The organism is Synechococcus sp. RS9902 (assembly GCF_014279635.1).
Classification (GTDB): Bacteria; Cyanobacteriota; Cyanobacteriia; order PCC-6307; family Cyanobiaceae; genus Parasynechococcus.
The window spans coordinates 1,169,663-1,183,913 of sequence record NZ_CP047949.1; the positions used below are offsets into that span (position 1 = coordinate 1,169,663).

Here is a 14,251-nt window from a genome sequence, read left to right on the forward strand (position 1 = left end):
GAAGTGCCGTGCTGTGCGTTCGAGGGCACACCGGTGGCGGAATCGCATCCCTCATCGCTCGACGCGATGTGATTCCGTCGTGTGCATCCAACGTTTGCACCCAACTTGTGCATTCAAATCTGATCGACGTTCAAGGTGAAAGAACAACTTTTGGGAGTGTTGGCGCCAGGCTTCGCGTCATCAACTGAAGACGTGATCCCGAAGCTGGCCTGTCAATCGAGGGCAATCCGCCGCAGCCTCATCAGGCTACGTGTCCACCATGCTCCAAACGATGTACTGCGTTGAGCGAAGTGATGGGCCCGACCAATGGGTTCAAGAACAATGCTTCAAGACTGAGTTCAAGGCGTTCGTGAATGCACGCGCTAAGTCGCTTGCTTTCACAAACGTGTACCGCGTCATCTACCAAAGCCCTGGGCTCTCAGGCGAGGTGGTGAGAGTTGCGAAAGGAAAGGCGCTTTTGAATTCCGATGATCGGCTGGTTGGTTGAGCCGTTTAGCTGAGGTTGGTTTGATCCATCCGTTCAGATCAGGGCTCTTGTGATGGTTTTTCCTGGGGAATTGAACTGGAGTTGAGACCCGATTGGTCGGACCCTTGGCTCATCTCTTCCGCTTTGGCCAATCGCTCCACCAGGTTGAGGGTGTCGTTGGGAGACAACTCGCCGTCATCGCCCCACTTGAGACTGGCAAGGTCAAGTGGGCACATAGCGGAGCGTGATACTGCTTGGAAGCTATGGGTACCGAGATGCCTGCTGAGGCAATGCTCCCTGAAGATTCACGAAAGAAATCCTGAACTGAGTAACCACTCGATACTCATTGGTTGGTCACGCTTTCGTCCACGCATGATCCTGCCTTCCTTCATGGCGGCAGGCAATCGGGAAGGGTGGCTTCCTTGCTTTGTGCCTTCCCCCCTGCCACGTTTTCACACGCAAATAAGAAAACCCCGGAGTGACGGCTCCAGGGCTTCCCTTATTCACCCGAAAGAATCAGTTTCAAAACTCTCTCGGATTCGAGGAGGAAAACCCCAAGAGCATGGAGGACCTCAGGGCATTCACTCGACGACCGCCGACAGATCGCATGAACTGCCGCCGGTGGGATCAATCAACTCCTGTGCATTCGCTTCTCGATACCCCCATTTGGGGTGGTCATCGCAACGGTCATCTCAACCAAGGCGATTGCGTCACCTCCAGGGTGTACTCCCCTGTGCGGGTGAAGCGCAGCGGGATCGAGTTGATGCGGATGTAGGTCTCGCCCTGCTCGACAGCCAGAAAGCTGAACTCATGCTCAGCACTGTTCACCATCACGTTGCCGCCGCGTTGCATGAAGTCGCAGCGGAAGGTCTCCACGGTGGTGGTGGGGCCGTCGTAGCTGAGCAGGCGACAGGTTGAGGCAACGATCTCAGCGCTTGCCGGAATGGCTGTGGCGATGGCAAGGCATGCCGCGGTGAGGCTGGTTCGAATGCAAATCAATAGAGCACCCCGCAGTGCGTTGCGTTCGATTCGTGCCCTCACTCTGCAGCCCCAATCCTTTCTAAGCCGGCGTTGTTGGGTGACACGCAAGATTCTCTTAAGCATTCTGGGACGCGTCTGCAACTGATCTGCGCGATAGTTGTTTTACGCGAAAGGGCCGAGAGACCACGACGCGAGATCTTAATAAGAGGAGACTTCAATGAGCAGGAGAGGTATCCATCCCCTTTTGATGGGCTTGGACAAACCCGAACGCAAACCCGTTGAGCCTTCAAAGGCCAATGATTTGTCTGGCAACGAATCGGCTCAACGCAAGCGGTTCATCCGTTCCGAAGAAGAAGATTCAGGCAACCAGCAGGCTGCTTGATTAATTTGATCAAGTGATCAGAGCGCGGGTGAGTCCATTCATCTGCGTGATCCATCAACCGTTCTTCCTCTGCGAAGAGCGGTTTTTTGTTTGTGTAAAGGAATGGGTTAAGTACCTATTGATTCTGGAGGGGAGAGGAGTAGAGATAAGTCAGCGACAAGGAGAGAGATGGTCACGATCTGTTCAGGTTTTTTCGATCTATGCATCCCGCTCAACGCCTTTGACAAGACTCAGCCAGACCAGGCGGATGAAGCCAAGCAAGCGATGAAATCTCAGCACGATTTGTACTGGGAGGAACGTTGCGACAAGTCCCCCACTGCGCCTGGATGCAAGATCTACGACGACTGAGCCCAGCACGTCTCAGTTCACGTCATCAAGGCAACGCAATCGATTCTCTATGATTCAAACCACAAAACTTGGCTGACCTGCCTGGTTTTGTTGTTGCAATTTTTTTCTCCCTGCGTCTTACCTGTAGGGAGAAGGGATCTGCTGTGGTGATTCTATAGATCACGGTCTTGATGGACTTTTTAGCACCAATTGATCCACCAATGGTGAGGTTCAATGAAAGACAAAATTGTCGTTCTCGACACGAATGTGCTGCTCCACGATCCTGAGGCGCCGCACCGCTTCGGTGATCTCAGGGTTGTGATCCCCATGCAAGTGGTTGAAGAAATCGATCGCTTCAAAAAGGATCACTCTGAAAAAGGCCGCAACGCTCGGCGGATTTCAAGGCTCTTGGATTCCTACCGAGTTCGCGGAAGCCTTGCCGATGGCGTTCCGATTGAGGGAACGAACCACGGCATGCTGCAGGTGGTGTTCTGTCAGGCTCAAGCCCTGAGCGCTTTGCCGGCAGAACTGCAGGGGGGAGGCGGCGACAACAACATCCTTGCGGTGGCCCTCGAGCAGATGCGATGTAGCGGGCTGACGCAGGCCCCCGAGGTTGTGCTGATCAGCAAAGACATCAACCTGCGAATCAAGGCGGATGCGGTGGGCCTGCAGGCCGAGGACTACGTCAACGACAACGTTTCTATCGACGATCTCTACGCAGGGTTCCGTGAACTCAGCACCGATGCGGAGACGATTCAGACTCTGCATGACGAGGATCAGCTGCCCCTGGAGGCTGTCATCAACTCTGAGGAGCAGCATCTCCAGGCCAATGAAGGCGTGGTGCTGGTGGATCAGCGCAACGACAGCCACACCCTGCTGGGCCGGCATCAAGGCAACAGCAACAGCATCAAACCGCTGCACTGGCTGCATCGCGCCCACTTGGGCCGGATCAAAGCCAGAAACCGCGAGCAAAGCTTCGCGCTGGATCTGCTGCTCGATCCCTCCGTCGCTCTGGTGACTCTGGTGGGCAAGGCCGGCACGGGCAAAACGTTGCTGGCCATCGCCGCGGGTCTGCACCAGGTGGCCGACACCCATCACTACGCCCGCCTGTTGGTGACGCGCCCACCGATTTCCCTCGGCAAAGACATCGGCTACCTGCCGGGCACGCTTGAGGAGAAACTCGGCCCCTGGATGAAGCCGATCATCGACAACATCGACTTCATCACCGGTTCATCCCCTGGCGAGAATACTGAGCAGACGAAGAAACGGCGGCACCGCGAACCACGCAACGCCTGGGCCGATTTGCAGGGCATGGGCTTGTTGGAGGTTGAGGCGATCAACACCATCCGCGGCCGATCGATCCCCAATCAGTTCCTGGTGGTGGATGAGGCGCAGAACCTCACGCCCCTGGAAGTCAAAACGATCGTGACGCGGGTGGGGGAAGCAACCAAGGTTGTCTTCACCGGTGACCCTTATCAAATCGACAATCCCTATGTGGATGCCGAAAGCAATGGGCTCACCTGGTTGGTGGAAAAGCTCAAAGGTCAGCCCCTGGTGGGACACATGACCCTCACCAAAGGAGAGCGGAGTGAACTGGCTGAACTGGCCGCCAACATTCTCTGAATCAAGACGACCTCGCCAATACCGCCTACATCACTACCACCCATGACTGTTGAACACATGTTCCAATTACCTAGTACCGCTTCACCTGAGCAAGCCAATCTGGATGCAATTCTGAAGTCCCTTACCTACAGAATTGCCCATGAAGATCCCGATTTGCTGAACAGCAATGCCATGCGTGGTGTGCGCATGCTGCTTGAGATCACCAAGCCTGATCTGCATCTGGAAACAGCCGGGATCGAATCGACGATCATTGTTTTTGGTGGCGCCAGGATCGTCGACAAAGACACTGCTTTCGCCAAGCTGACGCAAGCCGAGCAACGGCTCAGTGCAACCCCGGGCTCACCGGTGTTGAAGCGACAAGTCGTCCATGCACAACAGCTCGTGGAGTTGTCTCGTTTTTACGACGCAGCTCGAGAGTTCGCCTCATTGGCCTCCCGGCATGGTCAGTGCAACAGGGAACAACCCCACGATTGCTCATCCCATGTGATCGTGACCGGAGGTGGGCCGGGAATCATGGAAGCCGCCAACCGGGGTGCCTTTGAGGAAGGCTGCCGCTCGATCGGGCTGAACATCACCCTGCCGTTTGAGCAACATCCCAATCCCTACATCACCCCGGATCTTTGCTTCAAGTTCAACTACTTTTCACTGCGCAAATTCCATTTTGTGATGCGCTCGATTGGCGCCATCCTTTTCCCGGGTGGTTTTGGCACGCTTGATGAACTGTTTGAGCTGCTCACCCTGCGGCAAGTGGGCACCAAAGGCAGCATGCCCATCGTTCTGTTTGGTTCAGAGTTTTGGAGGAGGCTGGTGGATTTCGACTACCTCGCCGAGACGGGCTTGATTTCAGATGACGACCTCGATCTGATTCATTTCTCAGACTCAGCGGAAGAGGCCTGGGATTTCATCTGCAACCGAACGCAGGCCGACCCCCAGGCGAGCTGAGCAGGCCCAGCTGCCTGATCAAGCAGATGGCTGGTTGTGCTGGCGCAGTTTCTTGAGTTGATCTTCGATCTGAAAGCGCAGCTGCCTCAGGTTTTCAACATTGATCTGGTGTTCGCCCGAGCTCCAGTGCTGTGGGTTGGCGACACGGATCTCCAGCTCGCGCAGGCGGGAGAGATCAGATTGCATGGCGAACTCCACGGCCGGGTTAAGTCTGTTGTCGCAGCTTCTGCCTTCACATGAGTTTTTCTACTGGGTAAGGGAAAACGACCGATTTTCTTCCAAAGTGGGCTCAGATGGAGCCCGATTCGAGCAGGTGGTCCATCAAGGCCGCATAGAGCTGGGTCTTCATGTTCAACAGGCAGGCCTGTTCGTTGGCGTCACCGCCGGGCCAGTTGTCGTGAGCTTCAGCTACGACACGGTGCAGAAGACGCAAAACATCTCTCTCCAACGTAATGGTGGTGATCATTGGGTTGTCTTCCATTGGCGCTAAGAGGGAAAGGAGCTGATTTCAGAGGCCCTGGGACTGCTGGCGCACGATCCAGGCTGATGCGGCTTCCTGTTGCTTCCATGCCAACAACAGATCTTTGGCAATGCTGCGTAGGGATGCAAGGTCATCCGAGTTGTCGATCTCGCGTGAGAATTTTTCAACTTCAAATTTCTGGCCCAGAGTCAACGCGATCGGTTCCATTGGCTTGTGGCTTGGTGAGCGGAACGTACCCGAGAACTTTTGCTGCTGCAAATCAAAAACGTAGTACTTGCAACCGATTTGAGGAAAGAATGCTCATCTCAATGCATTGCTTGCATTACAGAACATTTCTGAATGCCACTGATCACTCGGATCGCAAAGGCTTATGGCCTTAGAAAGCATCTATAGGCCTAGAGCTGATGCATTTCTCCTGGGAAAAACATCTGGAATTGTCCAGGAATGTATCCGTTGCCTCAGACAAAAATCAGGGCATGGCCCTTGCCTTAATGGGTGTTGCTCTCACCATGCTCGCCACGGATCTTATGGCCCATGAGTTGAAGGCCTCAGCCTTGCCGTCCTCCAGGGCTTAATTCAGAGAAAGTCCACGCCATCTCTATCTGATCACTTGGATCTGGAGGGCTTAATGCCTTTGGAAACATGCATCAACTCCAAGGCGATGCATGACTTCTGGGATCAACATCTGGAATTGACCGGAAAGTGTAGTTGATGCCTCAGAAAAATAGAGCATGTCACTTGCTCTGATGAATATCGCTCTCGCCAAGCTGGTCGTGGATCTTCTGGCCCAATCGTTGAAGACCTCAGCCTTGCCTCTGTTCTGGGCTTGATTCAGAGAAAGTCCATCTCATCTTCATTGTTGTCGTCTTCCCTGGATTGAATCCACAGGGCAGAGAGCGGAAAAATGAAGCAGCTTGCAACGAGGAATTCCATTGGCTTTGGAATTTGATGACGCAATAATCCGGCGAATTTCAGAGAAAAGCTGTATCAACCGCTGTCATTTTTTTTGAATTTGGTTGCCGATCGATCCGTTTAATCGTGTTGAGTACTTGTGCTTAATCAGCCCAGGCTGATCAAGGTGACACCGGCCACAAACAGCAAAACAGACAACACCAGCAAGCCACTGTTCATCGGTTGCTGGCGCGTTTGATGGATTCCATCCCCAGGCGGGCAGCCCGGCGCCCCAGCCCCACCGCTGCCTGAGCGGTGCTTTTGATCACATCCTTGGCGGTGCTGCGAACCCGGCGGGGACTGCGTTGCATGGCATCGGGCCAGGATCCCTCCGGCCAGCGCTGAACCCGGCGACCAACACGGTCACCGAGTTGAAGCAGGGATCTACGCAGCCGGCTGGCCACAGCTTTGAAGCAACAGCATCAATGTGCTGGCTCCTTACCAATGCTGTTGTGCCAAATGACACGAAGGGGGCTTGGTGCTTCAGAGCTGTTGTGGAATCCAGATCGCGGCGGTGTCGTCCCCCAGGCCAACGGTTCGGCCTTGGAGGTGTTCGATGCCGATCCAGGCGCAGATCAACCCATCGAGCATGTCTTCCACCGGCTTGAGCGACGCCAGTGTTGTCACATCGGAGGGCTCGGGGATGAGGTCCGGGATCCCTTTGATGTGTTCATCAAGGCCGTCTTTGATGGCTTGGAATTGCTCGAGCAGCCGTTCAATCCGCTCGCTGCGCGTCAGATTTTCGGCTTTCCAGTATTTACCGGAGCGGCTCACCTTGTGAGGCACCCGGTAGTTGCGCTTGAGCAAAGCCAGCAGGGCCACATGGGGATAACACTCGATCAGGGCAGGGAAGGCCTGATCGCTGCCGTTGGTGTGAAGGGGGTAGCCAAGGGCGGCGAATTCGGCGCGCAGCTGATCGGCAATGGCACCGGGACGTTCGGCTGAGGGGCTGTGAACGGCGCAGCCCTTGGGCCCGAAACGGCTGGAGATGGCGGTGTCTGCCGCGCGTCGGCGGGTGATCGGTGTCGTGGCCAGGGGCATGTCGACCGAGACGCAGCTCAGCTCTGCACCAGCGAGTTGTTTCGATGCCTGGAGCAGTGCAGCTGGGTCGGGCCTGCTGCCCGTGGCATTCTGCTCTGGATCCCATCCCTGGCCTGAGGATTGGGCGATGAAGGCCTTGTAGCTGGGGGCGATGGCCAGGCAGCTCCATCCACTAACTGTGTTCTGCACCAAGGCAATGCCGCTCGGCTGATGGGCCGTCCAGGCGGCGTCGATACCGAGGACGCAGACATTTTCAGTATCCCGAGGGTGTCCGCCCAACTGCTGCTTTGTCGCTCATAGATGTATCAAGGTTGCTGCCTTCATCGCCATCAAACATCCCTCAGTTGAGGGATCTGGCATCTGTCGTATCTCCCCCGAATGAGGGAGGAATCTTGTGGAACTCCTCTGGAGAGTCGGAATCACCCTGCACCTGGCGAAATTGGTGATTCCTTTCAGACTCTGAACGGCTGCTGTTGCTGATGGAGCCTTCTCGATCAAGTGCTTACGACCGCCTTGCCGCGTACATCAACCAGCGGATGCGGATGTCGCACATCTATCAGCCGCTGATGCTGATGGAGCTGCTCGGAAGAAGCAGCCCTGCACCTGCAGAAGACATCGCCCGGCGGATCCTCGGTGAGGACAGCTCCCAGATCGAGTACTACACCGAACGTGTGAAACGGATGGTGGGGCGGGTGCTGACCTCCAACGGCATCACGTCTCATGCCGGAGGCGTTTACAGCCTGATCGGTGCGGACGACCTCAGCGAGATCGAGCGGGATGCACTGCTCCAGCTCTGCCGGGAGAAGCTCGACGCCTTTCGCCTGAAGCGCGGCGACGATGTTTTCGCCCATCGCTCGCGCCATCGCACAGCCATCAGCGGATCGAGTCGCGCGCGCTGAACGAAGCCATCGAAGCGACGTCGCAGTTTTTCAAGACCCAGCGGGTGGTGGCCTGCTGCGGTGATCGCCTCACCCTTGCCTGCCTTTGCCTGGCGGAGCCGATCCGCCGGGCCGTGGTGGGTGCCGCCACCACTGAAGACGAAGGCTTTGAGCTGGTGCTGCGCCACAAGCCGAGCCTGCTGATCTGCAGCTCGGATCTGGAGACCGGCTACGGCATGAACCTGCTGCGGCGGGTGAAGGCGGAGCTGCCAACCTGTCAGCTGTTGATCGTGCTGGTGCGTGAAACCCAGGCCGTGGTGCAGGAGGCGATGCAGGCCTACGCCGATGCAGTGATCTTCAAATCAAGCCTCGGCACCGGCAAGGGAGATTTCGTGCAAGCCCTCCAGACTCATTCTGAAGGCGGTGTGTATCTCCCCGAAGAGATTCGCCAGCTCGGTGCTGCCCAGGCACCGAATCCGAACCTGCCGCCGTTGATTGAAGAGCTCACCGAGCGGGAGCTGGAGGTGGTGGCCGGCGTGGCCCGCGGCCTCACCAATCAGGGCATCGGCAGCAGCCTCGGCATCTCGGTGGAAACGGTGAAGACCCACGTGGTCAACGCCAAAGACAAGTTGGGTGCCGCTGATCGCACCCAGTTGGCGGTGATGGCGTTGCTTTATGGATTGATCGATCCCCTCGGCTGAGTCCTGGGGGGGGCTGTTCGGTGATTGCCGTCTCAGTGATCCCCTGTTCGGTGATCACGGTCGTGATCGCGCTTCGGTGGCCAACGCTTGATCCATAGGGTCTCGGCGTTGCTTTGTAGTGATGTCCGAGGAAACCACCAACAAGCAGTCCTGCGGCGGCAAGAAGCGGGCGATGCTCGGCTATGGCCTGGTTCAGATCTCCGCCACCGTGGTGTCGGCTGTGTCGTTGGCGGCCATTGCCGTGGGTCTCTGTGCCGTGAAGCAGGAGAGCCGCCTGTTCAACGGCTGCGTGGAAACCGTTGTGGCCGAGGGTCGCTCCCAGGCGGAAGCTGTTCGCTACTGCAACGGCGGATGAGATTCAAGACCAACCCTTCCCGAGGGTTGTGGCCAACACCCTTGGATGAGCCTGCGTTCTGGCCGGGATCAGGCTTTCGTTTTGGCCTGAAGCAATGAATGCCTATTGCTGCTGTAACGCAGCTTTTAACTATTACTAAGTTCATCTCCATAGATGAAGCGATCGCCATATCTTTGATCTGATTTCACTGTTTTCTCGGATGCCAGCCCTGAAGTACAAGCGGGATTTCACCCACGAACAGCGGGTGTCGTTCGCCTTTGCGAACTCCGTGGGTGCAGCCAAAAGTGCCAGCTCCAACAAGGGCAAGGCGGCATCTACACCTGCTGAGTACAAGCAAAACCAGTGCGCCGCTATGGGCATTGGTATGGGCCCCCGGATCCATGAGGAGTGCCCCTACTCGGCGATCAACCACTCCTATGCCTCCACGGGCAGCCAGGCTCTGGAAGCTGCCATCACCGCTGGCTACAAGCAGGTGTTCGGCAACATCGGCATCTCCGACAACCAGCGTCTTGTCTCACTTGAAGCCTTCCTCTGTGACGGCCGCATCAACGTGCAGGGCTTCATGGCAGGCCTGGTGAAATCTGAGCTGTACAAGAACAAGTTTTTCCACGCCGTGTCTCCCATGCGCGGCATCGAGCTCACCACAAAGCACCTGCTGGGGCGCCCTCCGATCAATCAGAAGGAAGTGAGTGCTGGCATTCAGCTGATCGCTGAAGAGGGTTTCGACGCTTTCGTTGACAGCCTCGTTCGTTCGGAGGAGTACCTCGAGACCTTCGGAACCGACACGGTTCCCTATCTGCGTGGTTTCAAGTCGGAAGCACGGGCTTCCTGCTCCACCTTTGTTGGCATGGCCGAAATCACTCCGGCCAATGCCAGCTCTGAAAACGCCATGTACACCGGCCCTTCCCTGGTGAAGCGTTTCAGCATGGATCTCAATTCCTTCGCTGCTGCTGCTGTCTATTCAGACGACAGCGATCGTGGTGGTTTCTCCTACACGAACGCCGTCAGCAACCCCCGCAACGCTGCTTACCGCCGCATGTATGGCGGCAAGTTCAACTACGGCCGCTTCTGATTCATTGCTGCCTGCAGTGATGAAGCGATGAGTTGAGTAGTTAGGGCAGGAGGGGCAACCCTCCTGCTTTTTTCGTGGGTATTACTACTCATTGAGAATCATCCTCGTTTACGTAAAGTCCCCGAGTTCTTTGGCTTGTGGATGTATTACTTCGGGCTATTGGTGCACGAAAGCGGCAAGGTGACGCCTCTCTTTGGCACTGAAGTTCTCGAAGTGGCTGTCTCCAAATTCTTTGAGTGCTGTCTGAGAACGGGATACAAGCCGATTGATGTTCACTTGCGGCTGATCAAATCGGCGTCGCCACAATTTCCAGCTGAGATCTGTCTGGATAAAAATCTGCTGGTATCGGCTTACAACCTTCAGGTGGAAAATTATCAATAACCTGCTGATTGCTTCAGCTGCGGCTGGCTTTCGGGGATGACATCTTGGGGATTGCCCCCGCCAAATGCCTCGTGGCCAGCCCCGCCGATGCCGACGCCAACCTCAAGCGGGCCCTTGAGCAGCTCAACGAGAACGAGGCAGCTGTTGCTGAGGCGATCAATGAGGCCCGCGCTGAGCACGCCCGAAGTGAACCGCCTCTCACCGGACAGGCTCTGCTGGAGCGCATTGATCAGCTGGCCAGCCAGAGCTCTCTCGACAGTCAGGATGCGGCGATCCTCTGCCACTGGCCCGATGCCGCCTCCATCGGCCAGGCCTGGTTCGAGCTCAAGCACCCCGGCAGGAGCGTGCCCAGCCCGATGCTCGTGCTCGACGCCTACCTCGTTGGCGCCCCGCCCTTTCTGAGCAAGGCCCAGCGCGATCTGGTGGGCGATTGGTACCGCAGCAAGGTGAGCGCCAATCCCGAATACACCGATGCCGTCACCGGAGCAGCCAAGGCCTTCGTGCTGATTGGAGATCTCAACGCCAGTGCCGCAGGCATGGCCTGGCAGACGATCATTCCCGATCTGCTCGAGCAGGGGCACGATCTGGAGTTCAACGTCACCAAGGAGCAGGTGACGGCGGCGGCGGCCCGCTGGATTGTTGCGGTGGCCGACACCTTCGCGCCACCATCGCTGGATTGACGCGAGCGATCGATGGGTCTGCAGCTGGTTTCAGCCGACTACCTCCACGAGGACGGCATCACTTACCGGATCCGCCGCGACAGCCTCGAGCAGGACTTCACGATTGAGGAGAAGCGCGATGGCGCCTGGGTGGATTGCGGCCTGGATCAGGCGGTGAAGGATGTGAACTTCGCCGAGTTCAAGCGCCTCGGCCTGCTGATCAAAAAGGTGATGGATGCCGATCAGTGGCTGGCCTGAACGGCCACAAATCGCAGCTGCCCGCCGGCCGCGCCAGGATGTAACGAATTCGTTACACGTTTCTCATGACCGTCGGAGAAATCTTCCTGGAGAGCCTCTCCACCGGGGTGATCACCGAGCACGAGGTGAACTGGCTGGCTTCGCATCAGACCAGCTTTGATCGGCCCGAAGAGGCCGCCGCCATCCGGCTCGGACGCTTGATGGACCAAGGCCAGATCAACCTCGGCTGCCGCCTGCCGGAGCCGATGCTGCGCCACCAGGAGGTGCTGGTGGACTGGATCGAACCCCTCGGCCGTCGCCGCCACGGTCACCGCCACAGTCAACGCGCGGTGGCTTGAACCAGTAGGCCGTCCTTGGGAGTGGGGCTGGGGATCAGCTGCAGCGCCAGGTCTTGATCCGGCTGCAGCTTCAGCTCCACCGCCTGCAGCAGCCCCACCGCCATCAGCCGGATTTCTAACTCCGCCAGAGCTTTGCCCAGGCAGACCCGTTCGCCGCCACCGAAGGGCAGCAGGGTCTGCTTGAACGATCCATTCAGGTGGCGTTGCGGCCGGAATGCCGCCAGATCCGCGTCATCGCCAGCCGACGTCGGGCTCAGCACCACTTGAATCACTCTGCCTTCAGGAACGGCCACCCCCGCCAGCTCGATCGGCGCCAAGCTGCGCCGGAAGAACCCTCCCACTGGCGGCGTCAGCCGCATCACCTCCAGCACCGTTGCGTCCAACCGTGCTGATGCCGCATCGCTCGCCAACCCATCGCGCAACCAGCGCTCCACCTCGGGGTTGAGCAGCAGAGCCCGGAACAGGCAGCTCAGCGATGAGGCCGTTGTCTCATAGCCGGCGAACAGCAACAGCAGCAGCTGTTCGGCCAGGTCGTCATCGTCCAAAGCAATGCCGGCTTCATCCAAGCCTCCGCTCAGCAGATCAAGCCCGCCTTGGTTGGTGCCCGCCTGGAGCACGCCCTTGATCCGCTTCAGCAGCCGTTGGCGTGCTGCCATCGCCTTGGCGAAGGGGGTGCCGGGAATCGCCAGCGGAATTGAGAACAGGGCCCGGGTCCAGATCTCGAAGTCGGCGAACAGGGCATCACGGCTGGCGCCATCCAGCCCCAGCACCGTGGTGGCGATCACGGCAAAGGCGAAGCGCCGCATTCGTGCCGCCAGCGGCAGCGGTGTGGTTGTGGTGATCAGCTCCTGGCAGAGCTCCGCCACCATCTGCTCGATCGACGGGGTGTAGCGCGCCAGTGCTGTGCTGGAGAACAGTTGCCCCACCACCCGGCGCCGGGCTTTATGCCCCGGTCCACTGCGGTTGGCCAGCGATCGGCTGCCCAGCAGTTGCCGCACGCTTTCGGGCCACCAGCCCTGCAAGGCATCCCCCTGCCCCAGCAGGTCGCCGATGGCCCGTTCGCCGCGGATGAACACCATCCGCTGGGCCAGCAGCTTGGTTTCGAACACATCGCCGTGGGCCTCAAAGCGCTGCTGGGCGAAATCCGCCTGGGTGAAGAAGGCCAGGGTTTCCCCCAGTCCGCACACGGCGCCGGTGCTGGGCAGGGGGGTGGTGGCCATCGCAGCTCGGCGTGAGCTTCTGTTCTAAGGCTGACAGTGCTGCAGGCGCTGGCTATTTCAACGGGTGTGCTGCGCGTTCTCCGTGGAACTCAAGTCTTTGCTGTTTGTGCTGATCGCTCATCTGATCAGCGCCGGCCTCTCGAAAACCGTTGCCGCCCAGAAGGCGCGCAACAGCAACCGCTGGGCTGTTGCGGGTTTTCTGTTTGGGCCTTTGGGTCTGATTGCTGCGGTGGGCATGCCGGACCGTCATCAGATCGTTTATCTCCGCTATCTGGCTGAGCAGCAGGGCTACCAACCCCGCCACGCCTGTGGTGGCCAGAAGGGCGAGACCGACGCCTGAGCCTTCGCCTCAACCGGTTCAGCGGCAGCGCTGAAAACGAACAATGCTGCGGGTTAGGCCTTTTTCAGGCCAGTTGGGCATCACCCGCCAGGGGGTGGTCACGGTGAGTACGTCGCCGTCGATCGCGAAAAAGCGGGTCTGTTCCGTGCCCACCCATTCCGGGTTCCAGGCCACATCCACCTGGGTGATCCAGCGGTCACCCTCGAGTCGGTAGATGCCGGTGTAGGCGATCATGCTGCTCAGCAGGGCTGATCGCTCCTCGGCATTGCTGCCCGGTTGGCGACCTTCCGCCGAGAGCATGAAGGAGAGACGACCCTCCGCCGTGAAGATAACATAGCCGCTAGGGTTATCCCCCATCGGTGCGAAGGTGTTTCCGTTGGCTTGTTCTTCAACGTCGTATCTCAACAATTGCCAGGCGCCATGCACGCTGGTGGAACTGATCGATTGGGCGGGCTGAACCGAACTGACGCTCACAACTGAATCTGTTCCTGTGCGGCAACCTATCGATCGTGATCTGGCTTTGACAGCCTGAAGCGAGACATTGCTGCGCAATTGATGCCATTGATTGCCGAACCAGTAGCGACGACAACGAAAGTGATCAGCGTGCTGGAGCGCGGCAGGGCTGCCAGCCCCGTTTCACCATCACGTTCCAGGTGTCGATCGCGTTCTGATCCAGAACGCGGCGATGGCTGAGGGGTTGCGGTGGTTTGGGTGGGTCGTAGAGATACGTCCTGATGAGACCCAGGCCGTGCTTTCTGAATTCAGTTCCGGCTTGAAATGCACCAGCCGCTGTTGGGTTGTGTTGACCAACCTTCCCCGTCCACCCTGGTCAGAGTGTGATTGGGATTTTGATTG

21 protein-coding genes are annotated in these 14,251 nt (G+C 58.0%); 11 read left to right on the forward strand and 10 right to left on the reverse strand.

The genetic code is table 11. The features are described 5' to 3' along the window. Window positions 1-525 precede the first annotated feature (525 nt). A complete protein-coding gene (locus tag SynRS9902_RS06255; protein ID WP_186493349.1) occupies window positions 526-702 on the reverse strand; it encodes a hypothetical protein in 177 nt (58 codons plus the stop codon). Between the two features lie 451 nt (window positions 703-1,153). After that, the gene (locus tag SynRS9902_RS06260) at window positions 1,154-1,507 is read right to left on the reverse strand and encodes a hypothetical protein (RefSeq protein WP_255446236.1); all 354 of its coding nucleotides are present in this window, start codon (window positions 1,505-1,507) and stop codon (window positions 1,154-1,156) included. Between the two features lie 193 nt (window positions 1,508-1,700). On the opposite strand from SynRS9902_RS06260, the gene SynRS9902_RS13635 reads away from it, so the two are divergent. The 3 genes from SynRS9902_RS13635 to SynRS9902_RS06270 all read left to right on the forward strand — a co-directional run bounded on the left by SynRS9902_RS13635 (window position 1,701) and on the right by SynRS9902_RS06270 (window position 4,721). After that, entirely contained in the window at window positions 1,701-1,829 is a 129-nt protein-coding gene (locus SynRS9902_RS13635; protein ID WP_255446237.1) for a hypothetical protein, read from the forward strand. Between the two features lie 561 nt (window positions 1,830-2,390). After that, the gene (locus SynRS9902_RS06265) at window positions 2,391-3,779 is read left to right on the forward strand and encodes a PhoH family protein (RefSeq protein ID WP_186510389.1); all 1,389 of its coding nucleotides are present in this window, start codon (window positions 2,391-2,393) and stop codon (window positions 3,777-3,779) included. A 57-nt stretch (window positions 3,780-3,836) separates the two neighbouring features. Continuing rightward, window positions 3,837-4,721: an LOG family protein gene (locus SynRS9902_RS06270; RefSeq protein ID WP_370586328.1), complete on the forward strand. Its 885-nt coding sequence runs from the start codon at window positions 3,837-3,839 to the stop codon at window positions 4,719-4,721. An 18-nt stretch (window positions 4,722-4,739) separates the two neighbouring features. Here SynRS9902_RS06270 and SynRS9902_RS06275 read toward each other — a convergent pair whose 3' ends face one another. The 5 genes from SynRS9902_RS06275 to SynRS9902_RS06295 form a co-directional block, all read right to left on the reverse strand. Further along, window positions 4,740-4,907 carry a hypothetical protein gene (locus tag SynRS9902_RS06275; protein WP_170950626.1) on the reverse strand — a complete coding sequence of 56 codons (168 nt, stop codon included), beginning with the start codon at window positions 4,905-4,907 and terminating at the stop codon, window positions 4,740-4,742. A 103-nt stretch (window positions 4,908-5,010) separates the two neighbouring features. Further along, window positions 5,011-5,187 carry a hypothetical protein gene (locus SynRS9902_RS06280; RefSeq protein WP_006851728.1) on the reverse strand — a complete coding sequence of 59 codons (177 nt, stop codon included), beginning with the start codon at window positions 5,185-5,187 and terminating at the stop codon, window positions 5,011-5,013. A gap of 42 nt (window positions 5,188-5,229) precedes the next feature. Further along, a complete protein-coding gene (locus tag SynRS9902_RS06285) occupies window positions 5,230-5,460 on the reverse strand; it encodes a hypothetical protein (RefSeq protein ID WP_244273144.1) in 231 nt (76 codons plus the stop codon). An 869-nt stretch (window positions 5,461-6,329) separates the two neighbouring features. Continuing rightward, window positions 6,330-6,557, reverse strand: coding sequence for a hypothetical protein (locus SynRS9902_RS06290; RefSeq protein WP_115082420.1), 228 nt, complete (start codon window positions 6,555-6,557; stop codon window positions 6,330-6,332). Between the two features lie 79 nt (window positions 6,558-6,636). Continuing rightward, window positions 6,637-7,473, reverse strand: a complete 837-nt coding sequence (locus SynRS9902_RS06295) for a DUF429 domain-containing protein (RefSeq protein ID WP_186510391.1) — start codon at window positions 7,471-7,473, stop codon at window positions 6,637-6,639. A gap of 200 nt (window positions 7,474-7,673) precedes the next feature. On the opposite strand from SynRS9902_RS06295, the gene SynRS9902_RS06300 reads away from it, so the two are divergent. From SynRS9902_RS06300 to SynRS9902_RS06330, 7 genes are all read left to right on the forward strand, one after another. Then, complete coding sequence (locus tag SynRS9902_RS06300) at window positions 7,674-8,093, forward strand: hypothetical protein (RefSeq protein WP_186510392.1); 420 nt, start codon at window positions 7,674-7,676, stop codon at window positions 8,091-8,093. A 47-nt stretch (window positions 8,094-8,140) separates the two neighbouring features. Further along, window positions 8,141-8,773 carry a response regulator transcription factor gene (locus tag SynRS9902_RS06305; protein ID WP_255446240.1) on the forward strand — a complete coding sequence of 211 codons (633 nt, stop codon included), beginning with the start codon at window positions 8,141-8,143 and terminating at the stop codon, window positions 8,771-8,773. A 121-nt stretch (window positions 8,774-8,894) separates the two neighbouring features. Continuing rightward, entirely contained in the window at window positions 8,895-9,128 is a 234-nt protein-coding gene (locus SynRS9902_RS06310) for a hypothetical protein (protein ID WP_186510393.1), read from the forward strand. A gap of 199 nt (window positions 9,129-9,327) precedes the next feature. Next, window positions 9,328-10,200, forward strand: a complete 873-nt coding sequence (locus SynRS9902_RS06315) for a phycobilisome rod-core linker polypeptide (RefSeq protein ID WP_186510394.1) — start codon at window positions 9,328-9,330, stop codon at window positions 10,198-10,200. A gap of 425 nt (window positions 10,201-10,625) precedes the next feature. Next, window positions 10,626-11,261: a hypothetical protein gene (locus tag SynRS9902_RS06320; protein WP_255446241.1), complete on the forward strand. Its 636-nt coding sequence runs from the start codon at window positions 10,626-10,628 to the stop codon at window positions 11,259-11,261. 12 nt (window positions 11,262-11,273) lie between these two features. Further along, complete coding sequence (locus SynRS9902_RS06325; protein ID WP_011364493.1) at window positions 11,274-11,498, forward strand: hypothetical protein; 225 nt, start codon at window positions 11,274-11,276, stop codon at window positions 11,496-11,498. Window positions 11,499-11,563: 65 nt separating this feature from the next. Further along, on the forward strand, window positions 11,564-11,836 hold the full coding sequence (locus SynRS9902_RS06330; RefSeq protein ID WP_186510395.1) for a hypothetical protein: 273 nt from the start codon (window positions 11,564-11,566) through the stop codon (window positions 11,834-11,836). On the opposite strand, the gene SynRS9902_RS06335 is transcribed toward SynRS9902_RS06330, so the two are convergent. After that, window positions 11,818-13,056 carry a cytochrome P450 gene (locus SynRS9902_RS06335; protein ID WP_186510396.1) on the reverse strand — a complete coding sequence of 413 codons (1,239 nt, stop codon included), beginning with the start codon at window positions 13,054-13,056 and terminating at the stop codon, window positions 11,818-11,820. The genes SynRS9902_RS06330 and SynRS9902_RS06335 overlap by 19 nt on opposite strands. Window positions 13,057-13,138: 82 nt before the next feature. Between SynRS9902_RS06335 and SynRS9902_RS06340 the strand changes: the two genes are divergently transcribed. Next, entirely contained in the window at window positions 13,139-13,396 is a 258-nt protein-coding gene (locus SynRS9902_RS06340) for a hypothetical protein (RefSeq protein WP_244276277.1), read from the forward strand. 18 nt (window positions 13,397-13,414) lie between these two features. Here SynRS9902_RS06340 and SynRS9902_RS06345 read toward each other — a convergent pair whose 3' ends face one another. Further along, window positions 13,415-13,870, reverse strand: a complete 456-nt coding sequence (locus SynRS9902_RS06345) for a lipocalin-like domain-containing protein (RefSeq protein ID WP_186510397.1) — start codon at window positions 13,868-13,870, stop codon at window positions 13,415-13,417. A gap of 124 nt (window positions 13,871-13,994) precedes the next feature. Beyond that, complete coding sequence (locus SynRS9902_RS13835; protein ID WP_186510557.1) at window positions 13,995-14,141, reverse strand: DUF1651 domain-containing protein; 147 nt, start codon at window positions 14,139-14,141, stop codon at window positions 13,995-13,997. Window positions 14,142-14,251: the final 110 nt, after the last annotated feature.

Bases quoted from the DNA above. Each gene is read 5' to 3' on its own strand.
- SynRS9902_RS06310 (WP_186510393.1), top strand. From the start codon at position 8,895: ATGTCCGAGGAAACCACCAACAAGCAGTCCTGCGGCGGCAAGAAGCGG.
- SynRS9902_RS06335 (WP_186510396.1), bottom strand. From the start codon at position 13,056: ATGGCCACCACCCCCCTGCCCAGCACCGGCGCCGTGTGCGGACTGGGG.
- SynRS9902_RS06270 (WP_370586328.1), top strand. From the start codon at position 3,837: ATGTTCCAATTACCTAGTACCGCTTCACCTGAGCAAGCCAATCTGGAT.
- SynRS9902_RS06265 (WP_186510389.1), top strand. From the start codon at position 2,391: ATGAAAGACAAAATTGTCGTTCTCGACACGAATGTGCTGCTCCACGAT.
- SynRS9902_RS06330 (WP_186510395.1), top strand. From the start codon at position 11,564: ATGACCGTCGGAGAAATCTTCCTGGAGAGCCTCTCCACCGGGGTGATC.
- SynRS9902_RS06315 (WP_186510394.1), top strand. From the start codon at position 9,328: ATGCCAGCCCTGAAGTACAAGCGGGATTTCACCCACGAACAGCGGGTG.
- SynRS9902_RS06325 (WP_011364493.1), top strand. From the start codon at position 11,274: ATGGGTCTGCAGCTGGTTTCAGCCGACTACCTCCACGAGGACGGCATC.
- SynRS9902_RS06255 (WP_186493349.1), bottom strand. From the start codon at position 702: ATGTGCCCACTTGACCTTGCCAGTCTCAAGTGGGGCGATGACGGCGAG.
- SynRS9902_RS06280 (WP_006851728.1), bottom strand. From the start codon at position 5,187: ATGATCACCACCATTACGTTGGAGAGAGATGTTTTGCGTCTTCTGCAC.
- SynRS9902_RS06300 (WP_186510392.1), top strand. From the start codon at position 7,674: ATGGAGCCTTCTCGATCAAGTGCTTACGACCGCCTTGCCGCGTACATC.
- SynRS9902_RS06275 (WP_170950626.1), bottom strand. From the start codon at position 4,907: ATGCAATCTGATCTCTCCCGCCTGCGCGAGCTGGAGATCCGTGTCGCC.